Source organism: Promicromonospora sp. AC04 (genome assembly GCF_003058225.1).
Taxonomy (GTDB): domain Bacteria; phylum Actinomycetota; class Actinomycetes; order Actinomycetales; family Cellulomonadaceae; genus Promicromonospora.
In genome coordinates this window covers 225,974-239,744 of the sequence record NZ_QBUG01000005.1, presented here as the reverse complement: position 1 = coordinate 239,744, position 13,771 = coordinate 225,974, and the positions used below count along the sequence as shown (strand labels likewise).

The following is a 13,771-nucleotide window of genomic DNA, read 5'->3' as shown; positions in this document are numbered from 1 at the left end:
GTGTCAAGGTCTGGCCGCGCCGCCTTAGGATGACCGTTCGGACATTCACGACAGCAGGCGGGAGGGGGGTCACCATGGCGAAGGCCCCCACGGTGGAGGACGTCGCCCGCGCCGCCGGCGTCTCCCGCCAGACCGTCTCGAACGTGCTGAACTCCCCGGGCATCGTGCGCGGCCCCACCCGCGAACGCGTCCAGCGCGCGATCGCCGAGCTCGGCTACCGCCCCCACGCCGCCGCGCGCCAGCTGCGCACCCGGCGCAGCTCCACCATCGGGGTGCGCCTCGACCCCTACGCGGGCGGCGTCTCCGGGGTCGTGCTCGACCGGTTCGTGCACGCCCTCACCGAGCGCGCCAGCGAGCGCGGCATGCGTGTGCTGCTCTACGCGGCACGCACGCCCGCCGAGGAGATCGACCGCATGGGCGACCTCGTCGACGGCGGCGAGATCGACGCCATCGTGCTGACGGGCACGTCCCACGAGGACACCCGCACGACCTGGCTGCAGGCACGCGACGTGCCCTTCGTCTCGTTCGGCCGCCCCTGGCGGGCCGACGACGTGGACGTGCCCGCACACTCCTGGGCCGACGTCGACGGCGCCGCCGGGACCCGTGCCGCCACGCGGCACCTGCTCGAACACGCGGGCCCGAGGATCGCCTTCCTCGGCTGGCCGGAAGGATCGGGGACCGGGGACGACCGCGCCCGCGGCTGGCACGAGGCGATGTCCCACGCCGGCGCCTCCGGCCCCCGGTGGCACACCGAGGAGAGCGTCGGCCTGGCCCGGGCTCTGGTCGGTGCGGCGCTCGCGGCCGACCCGGCCCTGGACGCGATCGTCTGCGTGAGCGACGCGCTCGCGATCGGTGCGCACCTGGCCGCCACCGCACTCGGGCGGCCGGAGCTGCCGGTCGTCGGGTTCGACAACACTCCCGCCGCCGAGGCGCTGGGCATCAGCAGCGTCGAGCAGCTCCCCGAGCAGGTCGCCGCCGGGGTGCTGGACCTGCTGATGGGGCCCACGGGAAGCGTCGTCCTCCGGCGCGACCCGGAAGAAGAGGGCGCCTACGTGCTGGTCGAGCCCCGCCTCGTCGTCCGCTGACGCGGGCTCCCGCCTGGTGGTCCGCTGACGCGGACCACTGCTCCTGACGTCGGTTCAGCAGGCTGTAGGGAGCCGTTGCGCCCGGGGTTATGGCTCCCTACAGCCTGCTGAACGTAGGTCAGTCCTTGGTCTTGGGCTGTTCGCGGGCGGGTCTTGCGTGGGCGCCACCGTCCGGTCATACTCGGTGTCGACCGAATTGTTGACATTGTTGTCGACACCTGAGGAGGCGGCCAAGGATGTCCGTACGTGTGGCAGTGCTCGGGCTGGGCGAAGCCGGCTCGGAGATCGCGAGCGACCTCGTCGAGGCCGGCGCGGTGGTCCAGGGCTACGACCCGGTCAGGCCCGCGCCGGCGGGTGTCCAGGAGCATCGCAGCGAGGCTGAGGCCGTCACCGGCGCCGACGTCGTCCTGAGCGTCAACAGCGCCGCCGACGCGACGACCGCGCTCCGCAACGGCGCCCCGGCCGCACGCCAGGCGGTCTGGGCCGACCTCAACACCGGGAGCGCGGGCCTCAAGCGCGACCTCACCGCCGCGCTCGCCGAGGCGTCCGAGACCTCGGTCTTCGCCGACGTCGCCCTCCTGACCCCCGTGCCGGGCAAGGGTCTGCGCACGCCCATGCTCGCCAGCGGCCCGGGAGCCCGGCGCCTCGCCGAGATTCTCACGCCGCTCGGCGCCGGGGCCGAGATCGTCGACGGCGAACCCGGGGAAGCCGCCACGCGCAAGCTGCTGCGCAGCGTCTTCTTCAAGGGCCTCGCGGCCGCCGTCGTCGAGGCCCTCGCGGCCGCGCGCGCTGCCGGGCTGGAGCCCTGGCTGCGCGACAACATCGCCGACGAGCTCGCCCGCGCGGACAGCACGACGGTCGAGCGGCTCGTCACCGGGTCGGTCGAGCACGCCGTGCGCCGGTCGCACGAGATGGCCGCGGCCGCCGCGCTGCTTGTCGACCTCGGCGTCGAGCCCCGCATCGCCCGCGCGAGCCACGACCTCCTGGCCGAGCTCGCCGCTGTCGGCAGCGTCGATGCCAGCCGCGTCGATGCCAGCCGCGTCGATGCCAGCCGCGCCGATGCCAGCCGCGCCGATGCCAGCCGCAACGACGCCAGCCGCAACGACGCCAGCCGCAACGACGCCACCCACGCAAGAACTACTCACGCAAAGGAGCGGACCGCATGACTGACAGCCACCCGACCGGCGGCGACCCGGCCGAAAGCCGCACGACAGAACACCCGGTGCACCCCGTCCCGTCGACCCGAGCCCGCGAGCTCGTCCGAGGCGCATACGACACGCACGTGCACGTCGCCCCCGACGTGATGCAGCGGCGCGTCGGCGACATCGAGCTCGCCCAGCGCTTCGTCGACGTCGGCCTGGCGGGATTTGTGCTCAAGTCCCACTACGTGCCGACGGCGGAGCGCGCCGAGAACGTGCGCAAGGTCGTTCCCGGCGCCGACGTCCTCGGTGCCATCACGCTCAACGCCTCGGTCGGCGGGCTCAACCCCGTGGCCGTCGAGATCGCTGCCCGCCAGGGCGCCCGCGTCGTGTGGCTGCCCACCGTCGACTGCACCAACCAGCGCGAGAGCCGCGCCCAGGCGCCCGCCGGCGCCGTCCCGCCGATGTGGGCCCAGATCCAGGACGACCTCGCCGCGCGCGGCATCATGGCGCCCGCCATCCCGGTCGTCGACGACAACGGCCCGGTGCAGGCCCTGCGCGACGTGCTCGACCTCATCGCCGAGCACGACCTGGTGCTCGCGACCGGCCACCTGTCCGGCGCGGAGATCCTCCAGGTGGTTCGCGCGGCGGCCGAGGCGGGCGTGCGCCGCATAGTGGTGACGCACCCCGAGTTCACCTCGCAGCGGGTGCCCGTCGACGCGCAGCGCGAGCTGGCCGAGTACGGCGCCCTCATGGAGCGGTGCTTCACGACCCCGCACAGCGGCAAGGTCACGTGGGAGCAGTTCTACGAACACGTCCGGCGGGTCGGGCCCGAGCACTCGGTCCTGTCGAGCGACCTGGGGCAGCCCTTCAACCCGCCCGTCGAGGACGGCCTGGCGCTGCTCGCCGACGGCTTCCTGGCCAACGGCTTCTCCGAGGACGAGGTCCACACCATGACCGTGGTCAACTCCCGGCGGCTCGCGGTGGTCGACGCGCCGGCTGAGATCTCGGTCGACGCCGGCCGGGTGCGCGCATGAGCGGCCGCCGGCTCCTGGTCGTGGGCGCGCACAGCGCCGACTTCGTCTGGCGCGCCTCCGGAGCGATCGCCAAGAACACGGCCGCCGGCGGGGAGTCCGTCGTCGTCGCCCTCTCCTACGGCGAGCGCGGCGAGTCCGGCGAGCTCTGGAAAGAGGAAGGGCAGACCGAGGAGAACGTCAAGGCGGTGCGGCACAAGGAGGCCGAGGCCGCCGCCGCGGCCGTCGGCGCCGAGCTGGTCGCGTTCGACCTCGGCGACTACCCGCTGCGCGTCGGGCCCGACGCCGTCGACCGCCTGGCCGTGCTGATGCGCGAGCTCGCGCCGCACGTGATCCTCACCCACCCCGACAAGGACCCGTTCAACCCCGACCACCCGGTGGCGTTCACCGCGGCGACCCAGGCGCGGCTGCTGACCTCGGGCGCCGGGGTCGAGTCGGGCTTCAAGACGGTCCCGCCCACCGAGCTCCTGGTGTTCGAGCCGCACCAGCCGGAGCTGTGCGGGTTCGTGCCGACCGTCTTCGTCGACATAACGTCCGTCATGGACCGGAAGGTCGAGGCCATGTCCGCGATGGCCGCGCAGAGCTACCTGCGCGAGTACTACACCGAGCGCGCCGGGCATCGCGGCAACCACGCCCGCAAGGTGACCGGCGACAAGACGATCCGCCAGGCCGAGGCGTTCCAGCGCCTGGTCCCGAACGTGGTGGGTGCGCTGTGAACGCCACGGTGTACCGGGAGCTCGCCGAGGCCGGGGTCGCCACCGTGTACGAGGCAGCGGGCCGGCGCGGCCTGGTCGACGTCGAGCTCCAGCAGCTCGTGCCCGGCACCCGCGCCGCGGGACCCGCCCGGGTCGTGGCCTGCGCCCAGGACGACAACTTCGCGGTGCACAGGGCGATGTCAGTGCTCCGGCCAGGTGAGGTGCTCGTCCTCGCCATGCCCGAGCCGCGCCCCGTCGGCCTCGTGGGGGACCTGCTCCTCACCCAGGCCCAGGTGCACGGCGCAGCGGCCATGCTGGTCGACGCCGCGGTGCGCGACGTCGACGACGTGCGCGAGCTGGGCCTGCCCGTGTGGACCCGGTGGGTGCGGGTGCGCGGTGCGTTCCGCGCCGACCCCGGCGAGCTCGACGTCCCCGTCGAGGTGGGCGGCCAGACGATCCGGGACGGCGACGTCGTCGTGCTCGACCGGGACGGCGCCGTCGTCGTGCCCCGGACGGACCTGCCGGACGTTCTCGAGGCCACCCGCGCGCGGCTTGCCCGCGAGGCGGGCATGCGCGAGCGCCTGCGCGCAGGCGAGCTCAGCTACGACATCCACGGACTGCGCGAGAAAGAGAGGGACCTCCGATGAGCGCGACGACCGCCCCTACTCCCGCTCCTGGCCCGGCCACGGCCGGGACCGAGGCCGACGGTGTCCTCGAGGTCCGCGACCTCGCCAAGCACTTCCCCAAGGGCGACCAGGACCTGGTTGCGCTGCGCGAGTTCAGCATCACGGTCCGGCCCGGGCAGTTCCTCGTGCTCCTGGGCCGCAGCGGCTGCGGCAAGTCGACGCTGCTGAACCTGATGGCCGGCCTCACCCGGCCGACGTCGGGCCAGATCCTCTACCGGGGCAGCGCGCTGACCGGCCCCAGCACGGAGATCGGCTACCTGACCCAGCACGACACGCTCATGCCGTGGCGGGACGTCACCCGCAACGTCGAGATGCCGCGCGAGCTGCGCGGCCAGGACAAGAGGTCCCGGCGCCAGGAGGCGCAGCGGCTGATCGAGCTGGTCGGCCTGGGGGGCTTCGAGCACCACTTTCCCCGCGAGCTGTCGGGCGGGATGCGCCGTCGGGCGAGCCTCGCCCGCATGCTCGCCGCGGACCCGGAGACCCTCCTGCTCGACGAGCCGTTCGGCGCGCTCGACGCCCAGCTCCGCACCGAGCTGCAGGGCGAGCTGCTGCGGCTGTGGCAGGGGACCGGGCGCACCGTCGTCTTCGTCACCCACGACATCGAGGAGGCGCTGCTGCTCGCCGACCGCGTGGTGGTGCTCGGCCCGGTCGGGTCGGTGCTGCTCGACGTCGAGGTCGACCTGGCCCGGCCGCGCGACCCGGACGAGGTCCGGGTCGATCCCCGGTTCGTCGCCCTGCACAAGAGCCTGTCCGCCGCACTGAAGGAGGGCGCACGATGACCGCGACGACCGGGGCTGTGGCCGGGGCCGGGGCCGGCACCGAAGCCGGAGCCGGTGGCCCGCTCCAGGTGCAGGCCGCCCGCGGGTTCCGGGACAAGCACGGCCGCACGACGACGGTCTGGGCGTGGCGCACCGCCCTCCTCGTGGCGCTGGTCGCCGTCTGGCAGGTGCTGTCCGGACCGGTGCTCGACCCGCAGTACGTCAGCTCGCCGCTGGGCATCTGGGACCGGCTCGCCGACTGGGTAGCGGACGGCACGCTGTGGACCAACACCTGGATCACCATCCAGGAGATCGTGCTCGGGTTTGTGCTCGGCGCCGGAGCGGGCGCCGTCCTCGCCTACCTGATCGCGCCGATCCGGGTCGTCTGGACGATCCTCGACCCGTACGTCATGGCGCTGTACGCGATCCCCAAGGTGGCGCTGGCCCCGCTGTTCATCGTCTGGTTCGGCATCGGCACGGACATGAAGGTGCTGCTCGCGGCGGTGTCGGTGTTCTTCCTGGTCTTCATCAACACCGCCGCCGGGGTGCACCAGGTCGATCCCGCCCTGATCGACGCCGTGCGGCTGATGAACGGCAGCCGCCGGGACATCGCGCTCAAGGTGGTGCTGCCCGCGTCGATGACGGGCCTGCTCACCGGCCTGCGGGTGTCGATCCCGTACGCCCTCATCGGCGCCGTCATCGGCGAGCTGGTCGCGTCCAACCGGGGCCTCGGCTTCCTGATCAGCGACTCCTCGGCGAAGTTCGACACCGACGGCGTGTTCGCGACGCTGCTGGTCCTGTCCGCGATCGCCATGGTCCTCAACGGCCTGGTGGGGCTCATCGACGCCCGCACCAGCCGGTGGAAGCCGCTCGACGCCTGACCGTTCGTGTATTTCTCGGCATGTCTTACCCAGCTCAAGGAGGAGCTTCGTGAACCCGACACGTGTACGCCTGACCCGACCCCTTCCGACCCGATCCCTTCCGACCCGCACGGCCCGGCTGGCCGCCCTGCTGGCGATCGGCCTGGTGGCAGCCGCCGGCTGCGCCAACCGCGGGGCCACCGAGCCCGCCACCGGCGCCGACGCCATGACCCTCGACGTGGGGCAGATCAGCGACTCGGTGGCCTTCTTCCCGATCTTCGTCGCCGAGGACCAGGGCTTCTTCGAGGACGAGGGACTCACCCTGGCCGAGCGGCCGCGCCTCGGCACCGGCGCCAAGCTCGCCGCGGCCCTCGAGTCGGACAGCATCGACATCGCCGGCGGAGTCATGACCGACGCCTACAACCTCTACCAGATCAACGACGGCGCCCGCGTGATCGGATCGCTGGTCAACGAGTACTACGTCGACATCATCGCAGGGGAGGGCATTCCGGAGTCGCTCGACGACGCGCCGCTCGACGAGAAGGTCGGCGCGCTCGAGGGCAAGGCCATCGGCATCACCGGCCCGGGCAGCGGCACCGAGGCACTGGTCTCCTACCTGCTGGCGCAGCAGGACCTCGACACGGCCACCGACGTCACGCTCGTCAACCTGGGCGCCGACCCGTCGGCCGCCGTCGGCGCGCTCAAGGCCGGACGGGTCGACGCGCTGTCGTTCTTCCAGCCGGTCGGCGAGCAGGCCGAGGCCACCGGCGTCGGCCGCATCTTCATCTCGCCCGCCCGCGGCGACGTACCCGAGCTGGCGGACGCCGTGCACGGCGCCCTCTTCACCACCCAGGAGGTGATGGACCACAAGCCGGACGCGACGGCGGCGTTCGTGCGCGGCATCGCGCGTGCCGAGGAACTCATCAGCACCGACGACGCGGCCGCCGCCGAGCTGCTGCAGAAGTACCAGTCGACCATGAACCCCGACACCGTCGCGCTGCTGGCCCCGGTGCTGCAGGAGGAGATCCCGGAGTCGCCGGTGCCCACCGAGAGCGGGTACGAGACGTCCGCGGCCTTCCACCAGGAGAGCGGGCTGATCCCCGAGCCGCCGTCGTACGCCGACCTGGTGCCCTCCGCGTGGATCGAGTCGGCTCTCCAGGAGAAGTAGGCGGGCCGCCCGACCAGGCGGGCCGCCCGACCAGGCGGGCCGCCCGACCAGGCGGGCCGCCCGACCAGGCGGGCCGCCCGACAAGATGCTGAAAGAATCCCCGGAGAACCCGAGGCCGGACCCGACTGCTGGACGGAGACCTTCGAACATGGCTGTGGACGCGGACATCAGGACGCTCATCCTCGAGGGTGAGCTGGTGCCTGGACAGCGGCTCATCGAGTCCGAGCTCGTCGAGCGGTTCGGGGCCTCCCGGGCCGCCGTGCGCGACGCGTTCGGCCGGCTCGAGGGGGAGGGGCTCGTCGAACGGGTGCAGAACCGCGGCGCCCGCGTGCGCGTCATCCCGTTCGACGAGGCCATCGAGATCACCGAGGTGCGCAGGGCTCTCGAGTCGCTGTGCGCGAGGAAAGCGGCGGAGCGCATCACCGACGACGAGATCGCCGAGCTGCGCGGCGTCGCCACGCAGATGGTCGACGCCGCCACCAGCGGCGACGTCGGCGAGTACGCGATGCTGAACCGGCAGCTGCACGCCCGCATCCACGAGATCAGCGGCCAGCGGACGGCGCGGACGCTGATCGTCCGGCTCCGCGGCCAGCTCGTGCGGCATCAGTACCGGCTGGCGATGAAGCCGGGCCGGCCCGCGAAGTCCGTCAAGGAGCATGTAGCGATCGTCGAGGCGATCTGCGCACGGGACCGCTCCGCCGCCGAGGCCGCCATGGCCGCCCACATCGACAGCGTGCTCGACGCGATGCGGGAGACGAACCGGGCCGCGACCGAGGCGGCGGCAGCGGTGCTGTGATGTGGTGGTGCTGCGGCCGGCGGTTGTGCTGCGGCGCCAGGTCGCGGGAGTGGCACGGCCTACGGCGTCTCCCAGCGCACGTCCGCGACCATGTCCCCGGCCCCGTCGCCAGAGGCGAACAGCTCCACGAGATACGTGTCGGCGGGGCCGCGGGGAGTCACCAGCCACCAGCCGTTGCCGAGCGGTTCGGCGTCGGCCTCGACCGTCAGATCGGGATCGTCGTAGTCACCCGCGACCTGGCTGACCGCGAGCTCGGAGAAGCCGGCGACGGCCACATGCACGTAGATCCGCGCCGGCGAGCCGATCGAGGGCGGGTCCTCGTCGAACCCGTCCGCGCACCCGTTGTCGTAGCAGAACGTGTAGGGGTACAGGACCAGCGCCTCGTCGTCGTACCGCACCTCGAACGGGGGCGGCTGGTCCATGTCGGCGTCGTCGGGCCACTTGTTGCCGTGCGTGGTGGTCGCCGTGGGCGAGGGGACGGACGTCGGCGGTGCACCGGTTGCGCTCTCGGCGCAGCCGGCGAGGAGCAAGGCCAGCAGGACGGCGGGGACGGCGGGACGGGGCCACGTCATGGGAGCTCCTCGGGGATGGCAACGCTGGGGGTCCGTCACGTATGTGTCGTCTGGGTGCGCGCGCTTGCGTCCGGACCGGAAGGTTCAGCCCACTGGGCTGACGTCGACGGTTACGCACTGACGGTTACGCACTGACGGTCACGCGTCGACGGTTGCGCTCCGGCGGTAACGCGCTGGCGGTAACGCGCTGGCGGTAACGCGCTGGCGGTTGCCCACCGGCGGTCACGGCCAGGTTGCGCGGGGTGTCCCGGTCGCCCATGTCGCGCCGCCCGGGTCCGTCAGCCGTACGGACACGACGTCGTGCACTGCGACGTCGAGCAGACCGCCCGCCGAGCACTTGCCTGCCACCACCACGCACGACCCGAGCGCGACCTCGCGAGTGCCGTCGACGGTGACTGCTCCGGAGCCCGTCCCGCTCGGGTCCGCCCCGCCGGGGTCCGCCCCGCCGGGGTCGGCGCCGTAGGGGGCCGCCCGGTCGGGGGCTGCTCCGCCAGGGGCGGCTCCGGCGTCGACCGTGACGACCACGTCGTAGCTTGCCGCCGGTCCGGCGTCGCGGACCACCACGTACGCCCAGGAGGGGTCGCCCTCGTAGAGGAAGACGGTGCCGACGGACCGCGCCGAGTCCTCGGTCGAGCCGGCGTCCCCGGTGTCCGTGATGAGGTCCGCGGCCGCGAGGTAGCGGCCGTGAGCCGTGTCGAGCGTCGTGCGGTAGGAAGCGGCCAGGTCGCGGTCGGGTGCCATGGCGATCCACACGCCCGCGCCGCCGACGCCGAGCAGGCTGACCCCCATCGCGGCGGCGAGGACCGCGCGTCGTGCCCGGTGCCGCCGGACCTTCTGCGGGTGGACCGGCCCGGCCGGGTCTTCCTGCCCGGCCTGGTGTTCCGGCCCGGCCGGTGAGCGCGCGTCCCGGTCGGGCGTGAGCTGTGCGAGCACGCGGCCCTCGAAGTCCGCCGAGGGTTCCCGCTCCGGGACGAGAAGGAGCAGCTCGTCGGCCGTTGCGGCCAGGGACGAGAGCTCCTCCCGGCAGCGGTCGCACGTCGCGAGGTGCGCCATCACCGCGCCCCGGGTAGTGCCGTCGGCAACGCCCAGCGCCACCTCGGTGAGCGCGTCGCGCAGCTCGGCGCACCGTTCGGTCTCCGTCATGGCGTTTCCACCTCCCGCCTGCTCGTCAGCTCGTCGCGCAGGTGCCGCAGCCCCAGCCGGATGCGCGTCTTGGCGGTCCCCAGCGGCACGCCGGTCCGCTCGGCGATCTCGGCCCCGCTGAGCCCGAAGACCGCCGCGAGCACCACCGCCGTCGCCTGCTCCCGCGGCACCTGGGCGAGCGCGGCGTTCACCGTGGTGCCAGTCGCGACCCGGTCCGCGAGCAGGTCGGGATCGGCGACCTGCTCCACGGCGATCGTCTCCACCATGACCACCGGGTCTACGGGGATGTCGCGCCGCACGCGGAGCACGTCGATCGCGGCGTGCCGGGCGATCGCGAGGAGCCACGTCGTCGCGCGGCCGCGCCGCGGGTCGTAGGCGTCGGCGTGCCGCCACGCGCGCACGAACGTCTCCTGCGCCACCTCCTCCGCCACGGCCGGGATGCCGACCACGAAGAGCGCGAGCCCGTACACCCGCGCCTGGTGCCGGCGCACGAAGACGGCCGCCGCGTCCGGATCGTCCGCGGCCATCCCGGCGAGGAGCGCCTCGTCCGATGCCGTCATGTCCTTCCTTACGTGCTGAGCACGCCTCTTGGATCTCGCCTCGGCCGGATCTCGCCTCGGCCGGATCTCGCGCCGGCTGGTCTCGCTTCGGCCGGATCTCGCAGCGTTGCGAGAGATCCGTCCGGGCGCCCAGCCACGTAAGGACCTGTGACGGACGTCGACGAGGACGACCAGAACGAGGAGGAACCATGTCCAGACTACGAGGGACCAGGCTACGAGGTGCGAGACTCCTCGCCGGGGCGGCGCTGACCGTCCTGCTCGCGGCGGGTTGCGGTGGTGGCGGCGGAGGAGGCGGCGGCTACGGCGGTGGCGGTGATGACGGCGGCGACGCGGGGGCTGGCGGTATGACCCTCGAGATCACGTCGCCGACGGACGGCAGCACGGTCGAGGTGCCGTTCACCGTCGATCTGACCTCCAGCGAGGAGCTCGGCCCGACCGAGTCGGGCGCACACCACGTCCACGTGTTCTTCGACGGCGACGATGAGGAGTACATGGTGGTCGAGGGGGAGAGCGCTGAGGTCACCGACCTGCCCGAGGGCGAGCACGTGATCAACGCGTCGCTGCGCAACGCCGACCACTCGCCCGCCGGGGTGGAGACCGAGGTCACCGTGACCGTCGGGGCCGGTGGCGCGGGGAGCGACACGGGCGGCGACACCGACGATGGGTACTGATGGGTACTGAACCGGGTGACGTCCAGCCCGACGGCGCTCGGGCCGGCACGGTCGAGAGGAACCCGCGCCCGGCCCGCTGGCTCCACGCCGGCGTGTACGTGACCGTCATAGTGCTGCTGGCCACCGGGTGGTGGCTCCTGCTGGGGCACGAGGGCAGCCCGAGCGTCGTCGCGCGCGCCACGGGGGTGTCGGACGCCGACCTGCACACAGTCACCGGCTGGGTCCTCGCGGGGCTGACCGTGCTGGCCGTCGTCGCCGGCGCGCGGGGATGGCGCACCTTCTGGCGCGAGTCCGTCCGGTTCCACCGCGGCGACGGCGCGTGGTTCCGGCGCTGGCCGGCCGCGATCTTCACCGGACGGTTCGGGCGGCACGAGGGCCGGTTCGACCCGGGCCAGCGCATCGCGAACCTGGTGCTCGTCGCGACGCTGGTCGCCCTCGTCGTGTCGGGGGTGGGGCTGGTGCTGGTCAGCGGAGGCCCGGCGTTCGTCTGGTTCTCCCTGGTGCACAGGTGGTCGACCTACGTGGTGACCCCCGTCGTCGTCGGGCACGTGATCATCGCCTCCGGGATCCTGCCCGGGTACCGCGGGGTGTGGCGGGCGATGCACCTGGGCGGCAAGCTCCACGAGCGCGACGCCCACCGCGTCTGGCCGGCCTGGACCGAACGCGCCACAGGCCACGCCCACAACCCCCGCCACCGCCGCTGACCCGCCCGCCCCAACTCGTTGAGTGCTGGGTATTCGCCCTTCTGGCACACGAAAAGGGCGAATACCCAGCACTCACCGGGCCGGGGGAGGGTTACTCGACCAGCTTGCCCTCCGTCGAGACCTCCTGGGCCGCGATCAGGGTCGCGATCTCGGTCGGGACCTCCGGGATCTCCTCGCGGACGATGCCGGTCCTCGGGGACCAGACCAGGTTCACCTGGAGCGCCGGGTCCAGGTCCGGGTAGTCGCTCCGGTTGTGGCAGCCGCGGGTCTCGCGGCGCTCGCGGGCGGCCTCCAGGGTGGCGCGGGCCGCGATGAGGGACGCCTTGAGGTCGAAAGCGTGCGCGAGGTCCTGGAACCCGGCGATGTCCGGGTGGATGCCGATCTCCTTGGTGCGCGCCTCGATCTCGTCCAGCTCGCGCAGGCCCGTGACCAGGCCCTCCTCGTCCCGGACGACGCCCGCGTGCTCGGTCATCGTGTTGCGGATCGCCCGCTGCAGGGCCCGCACGTTCTCGTGCCCGTCGGCAGTGAGCAGGTCGGCCACCTCGGCGCGGGCGTAGGCCTCGGCGTCGTGCGAGCGGCGCTGCGCCTCCAGGCCGGCCGAGTAGGCCGCCGCGGCGCGGCCGACGATGCGGCCGAACACCAGCAGCTCGATCAGCGAGTTGCCGCCCAGGCGGTTGGCACCGTGCAGGCCGCTGGACGCCTCGCCGATCGCGTACAGGCCGTCGACCTCGGTGCTGTGGTCCTCGGGCCGCACCCACACGCCGCCCATGGAGTAGTGTGCGGTGGGGGCGATCTCGATGGGCTCGGCCGTGATGTCGAGCATCTGCAGCTCGAGCATCGTCTGGTAGACGCGCGGCAGGCGCGTCATGATCGTCTCGCGCGGCAGGTGCGAGACGTCGAGCCAGACGCCGCCCTTCGCGGTGCCGCGGCCCTCCTTGATCTCGGTGTACGCGGCGAGCGCCACGCGGTCGCGGGTCGAGAGCTCCATGCGCTCGGGGTCGTAGTTCTGCATGAACCGCTCGCCCAGGGCGTTGCGCAGGATGCCGCCCTCGCCGCGCGCCGCCTCGGAGATCAGCGTGCCCGCGGCGTTCTCGGGCTCCAGGATGCCCGACGGGTGGAACTGGACCAGCTCCGGGTCGCGCAGGCGCGCGCCGGCCTCGACGGCGAGGCGGAACGAGTCGCCGGTGTTCTCGTCGCGGCGGGACGACGTGCGCCGCCAGATGCGGTTGTGGCCGCCCGCGGCGAGGATCACGGCGTCGGCGTGGATCAGGTACGGCGTGCCGTCGGTGAGGTCGAACCCGTAGGCGCCGAACACCGCGCCGTCGTGGGTCAGGATCCGGGTGACGTAGACCGAGTCGAGGATCGGGATGTCGAGCTGCGTCGCCCGGTTCACGAGGGACCGCTGGATCTCCAGGCCGGTGTAGTCGCCGGCGAACGCGGTGCGGCGGTAGGTGTGCGCGCCGAAGAACCGCTGGGAGATGCGCCCGTCGTCCTCCCGGGCGAAGGCCATGCCGTACCGCTCGAGGTCGGCGATACCCTGCGCGGCACCCTGCGCGACGATCTCGGCCGTGTGCGGGTTGGCCAGGAAGTAGCTCTCCTTGATGGTGTCCGCGGCGTGCTGCTGCCAGCTGTCCTCCGCGTCCATGGTGCCGAGGGCGGCGTTGATCCCGCCGGCGGCGAGCGAGGTGTGGGCGTCCATGCGCGGCCGCTTGCCCAGGGCCAGTACGTCCACCCCCTGTTCGGCGAGCTCGATCGCGGCGCGCAGGCCGGACCCGCCCGTGCCGATGACGAGCGCTGTTGTGGAGATGCGTCGTTCGGTGGTGTTCATACTCAATCTGACAACGTGCGAGCGCGATTCGTGACGGGTCGCCGTTGTGAGCATTCTCATCAGGTGATATGG

The 13,771-nt window shown here is 72.8% G+C and carries 15 protein-coding genes; 11 read left to right on the top strand and 4 right to left on the bottom strand.

Annotated features, from left to right (window positions below):
* Positions 1 to 74 precede the first annotated feature (74 nt).
* From C8K30_RS15170 to C8K30_RS15130, 9 genes are all read left to right on the top strand, one after another.
* On the top strand, positions 75 to 1,085 hold the full coding sequence (locus tag C8K30_RS15170) for a LacI family DNA-binding transcriptional regulator (RefSeq protein ID WP_108493738.1): 1,011 nt from the start codon (positions 75 to 77) through the stop codon (positions 1,083 to 1,085).
* Between the two features lie 236 nt (positions 1,086 to 1,321).
* Positions 1,322 to 2,251, top strand: a complete 930-nt coding sequence (locus C8K30_RS15165) for an NAD(P)-dependent oxidoreductase (protein WP_108493737.1) — start codon at positions 1,322 to 1,324, stop codon at positions 2,249 to 2,251.
* Entirely contained in the window at positions 2,248 to 3,261 is a 1,014-nt protein-coding gene (locus tag C8K30_RS15160; RefSeq protein ID WP_233257191.1) for a DUF6282 family protein, read from the top strand. Before C8K30_RS15165 ends, C8K30_RS15160 begins: the two co-directional genes overlap by 4 nt.
* Entirely contained in the window at positions 3,258 to 3,974 is a 717-nt protein-coding gene (locus C8K30_RS15155; protein ID WP_108493736.1) for a PIG-L deacetylase family protein, read from the top strand. The genes C8K30_RS15160 and C8K30_RS15155 overlap by 4 nt, the downstream gene beginning before the upstream one ends.
* Positions 3,971 to 4,600, top strand: coding sequence for a 4-carboxy-4-hydroxy-2-oxoadipate aldolase/oxaloacetate decarboxylase (locus tag C8K30_RS15150; protein ID WP_108493735.1), 630 nt, complete (start codon positions 3,971 to 3,973; stop codon positions 4,598 to 4,600). The genes C8K30_RS15155 and C8K30_RS15150 overlap by 4 nt, the downstream gene beginning before the upstream one ends.
* Positions 4,597 to 5,418 carry an ABC transporter ATP-binding protein gene (locus C8K30_RS15145; protein ID WP_108493734.1) on the top strand — a complete coding sequence of 274 codons (822 nt, stop codon included), beginning with the start codon at positions 4,597 to 4,599 and terminating at the stop codon, positions 5,416 to 5,418. Before C8K30_RS15150 ends, C8K30_RS15145 begins: the two co-directional genes overlap by 4 nt.
* Positions 5,415 to 6,278 (top strand): ABC transporter permease, encoded by an 864-nt coding sequence (locus C8K30_RS15140; RefSeq protein WP_108493733.1) that lies wholly within the window; start codon positions 5,415 to 5,417, stop codon positions 6,276 to 6,278. Before C8K30_RS15145 ends, C8K30_RS15140 begins: the two co-directional genes overlap by 4 nt.
* A gap of 49 nt (positions 6,279 to 6,327) precedes the next feature.
* On the top strand, positions 6,328 to 7,425 hold the full coding sequence (locus C8K30_RS15135) for an ABC transporter substrate-binding protein (protein WP_233257190.1): 1,098 nt from the start codon (positions 6,328 to 6,330) through the stop codon (positions 7,423 to 7,425).
* 148 nt (positions 7,426 to 7,573) lie between these two features.
* On the top strand, positions 7,574 to 8,221 hold the full coding sequence (locus C8K30_RS15130; protein ID WP_108493732.1) for a GntR family transcriptional regulator: 648 nt from the start codon (positions 7,574 to 7,576) through the stop codon (positions 8,219 to 8,221).
* A gap of 59 nt (positions 8,222 to 8,280) precedes the next feature.
* Here the strand turns inward: C8K30_RS15130 and C8K30_RS15125 are convergent, their stop codons facing one another.
* The 3 genes from C8K30_RS15125 to C8K30_RS15115 form a co-directional block, all read right to left on the bottom strand.
* Positions 8,281 to 8,793, bottom strand: a complete 513-nt coding sequence (locus C8K30_RS15125) for a hypothetical protein (RefSeq protein WP_108493731.1) — start codon at positions 8,791 to 8,793, stop codon at positions 8,281 to 8,283.
* Positions 8,794 to 9,015: 222 nt separating this feature from the next.
* Positions 9,016 to 9,936 (bottom strand): zf-HC2 domain-containing protein, encoded by a 921-nt coding sequence (locus tag C8K30_RS15120; protein ID WP_108493730.1) that lies wholly within the window; start codon positions 9,934 to 9,936, stop codon positions 9,016 to 9,018.
* A complete protein-coding gene (locus C8K30_RS15115; RefSeq protein WP_199230504.1) occupies positions 9,933 to 10,496 on the bottom strand; it encodes an RNA polymerase sigma factor in 564 nt (187 codons plus the stop codon). The genes C8K30_RS15120 and C8K30_RS15115 overlap by 4 nt, the downstream gene beginning before the upstream one ends.
* Before the next feature lie 188 nt (positions 10,497 to 10,684).
* Between C8K30_RS15115 and C8K30_RS30980 the strand changes: the two genes are divergently transcribed.
* Together C8K30_RS30980 and C8K30_RS15105 are read left to right on the top strand one after the other, a co-directional pair.
* Positions 10,685 to 11,167: a hypothetical protein gene (locus C8K30_RS30980; RefSeq protein WP_199230503.1), complete on the top strand. Its 483-nt coding sequence runs from the start codon at positions 10,685 to 10,687 to the stop codon at positions 11,165 to 11,167.
* Positions 11,167 to 11,871: a cytochrome b/b6 domain-containing protein gene (locus tag C8K30_RS15105; RefSeq protein WP_108493729.1), complete on the top strand. Its 705-nt coding sequence runs from the start codon at positions 11,167 to 11,169 to the stop codon at positions 11,869 to 11,871. Before C8K30_RS30980 ends, C8K30_RS15105 begins: the two co-directional genes overlap by 1 nt.
* 91 nt (positions 11,872 to 11,962) lie before the next feature.
* Here C8K30_RS15105 and C8K30_RS15100 read toward each other — a convergent pair whose 3' ends face one another.
* A complete protein-coding gene (locus tag C8K30_RS15100) occupies positions 11,963 to 13,699 on the bottom strand; it encodes an L-aspartate oxidase (RefSeq protein WP_108493728.1) in 1,737 nt (578 codons plus the stop codon).
* Positions 13,700 to 13,771: the final 72 nt, after the last annotated feature.

What these genes read in the sequence shown, in the direction of transcription:
- C8K30_RS15125 (WP_108493731.1), bottom strand. Translation starts at nt 8,793, where the DNA reads ATGACGTGGCCCCGTCCCGCCGTCCCCGCCGTCCTGCTGGCCTTGCTC.
- C8K30_RS15160 (WP_233257191.1), top strand. Translation starts at nt 2,248, where the DNA reads ATGACTGACAGCCACCCGACCGGCGGCGACCCGGCCGAAAGCCGCACG.
- C8K30_RS15130 (WP_108493732.1), top strand. Translation starts at nt 7,574, where the DNA reads ATGGCTGTGGACGCGGACATCAGGACGCTCATCCTCGAGGGTGAGCTG.
- C8K30_RS15140 (WP_108493733.1), top strand. Translation starts at nt 5,415, where the DNA reads ATGACCGCGACGACCGGGGCTGTGGCCGGGGCCGGGGCCGGCACCGAA.
- C8K30_RS15100 (WP_108493728.1), bottom strand. Translation starts at nt 13,699, where the DNA reads ATGAACACCACCGAACGACGCATCTCCACAACAGCGCTCGTCATCGGC.
- C8K30_RS15120 (WP_108493730.1), bottom strand. Translation starts at nt 9,936, where the DNA reads ATGACGGAGACCGAACGGTGCGCCGAGCTGCGCGACGCGCTCACCGAG.
- C8K30_RS15115 (WP_199230504.1), bottom strand. Translation starts at nt 10,496, where the DNA reads ATGACGGCATCGGACGAGGCGCTCCTCGCCGGGATGGCCGCGGACGAT.
- C8K30_RS15170 (WP_108493738.1), top strand. Translation starts at nt 75, where the DNA reads ATGGCGAAGGCCCCCACGGTGGAGGACGTCGCCCGCGCCGCCGGCGTC.
- C8K30_RS15145 (WP_108493734.1), top strand. Translation starts at nt 4,597, where the DNA reads ATGAGCGCGACGACCGCCCCTACTCCCGCTCCTGGCCCGGCCACGGCC.
- C8K30_RS15165 (WP_108493737.1), top strand. Translation starts at nt 1,322, where the DNA reads ATGTCCGTACGTGTGGCAGTGCTCGGGCTGGGCGAAGCCGGCTCGGAG.
- C8K30_RS15105 (WP_108493729.1), top strand. Translation starts at nt 11,167, where the DNA reads ATGGGTACTGAACCGGGTGACGTCCAGCCCGACGGCGCTCGGGCCGGC.
- C8K30_RS15155 (WP_108493736.1), top strand. Translation starts at nt 3,258, where the DNA reads ATGAGCGGCCGCCGGCTCCTGGTCGTGGGCGCGCACAGCGCCGACTTC.
- C8K30_RS30980 (WP_199230503.1), top strand. Translation starts at nt 10,685, where the DNA reads ATGTCCAGACTACGAGGGACCAGGCTACGAGGTGCGAGACTCCTCGCC.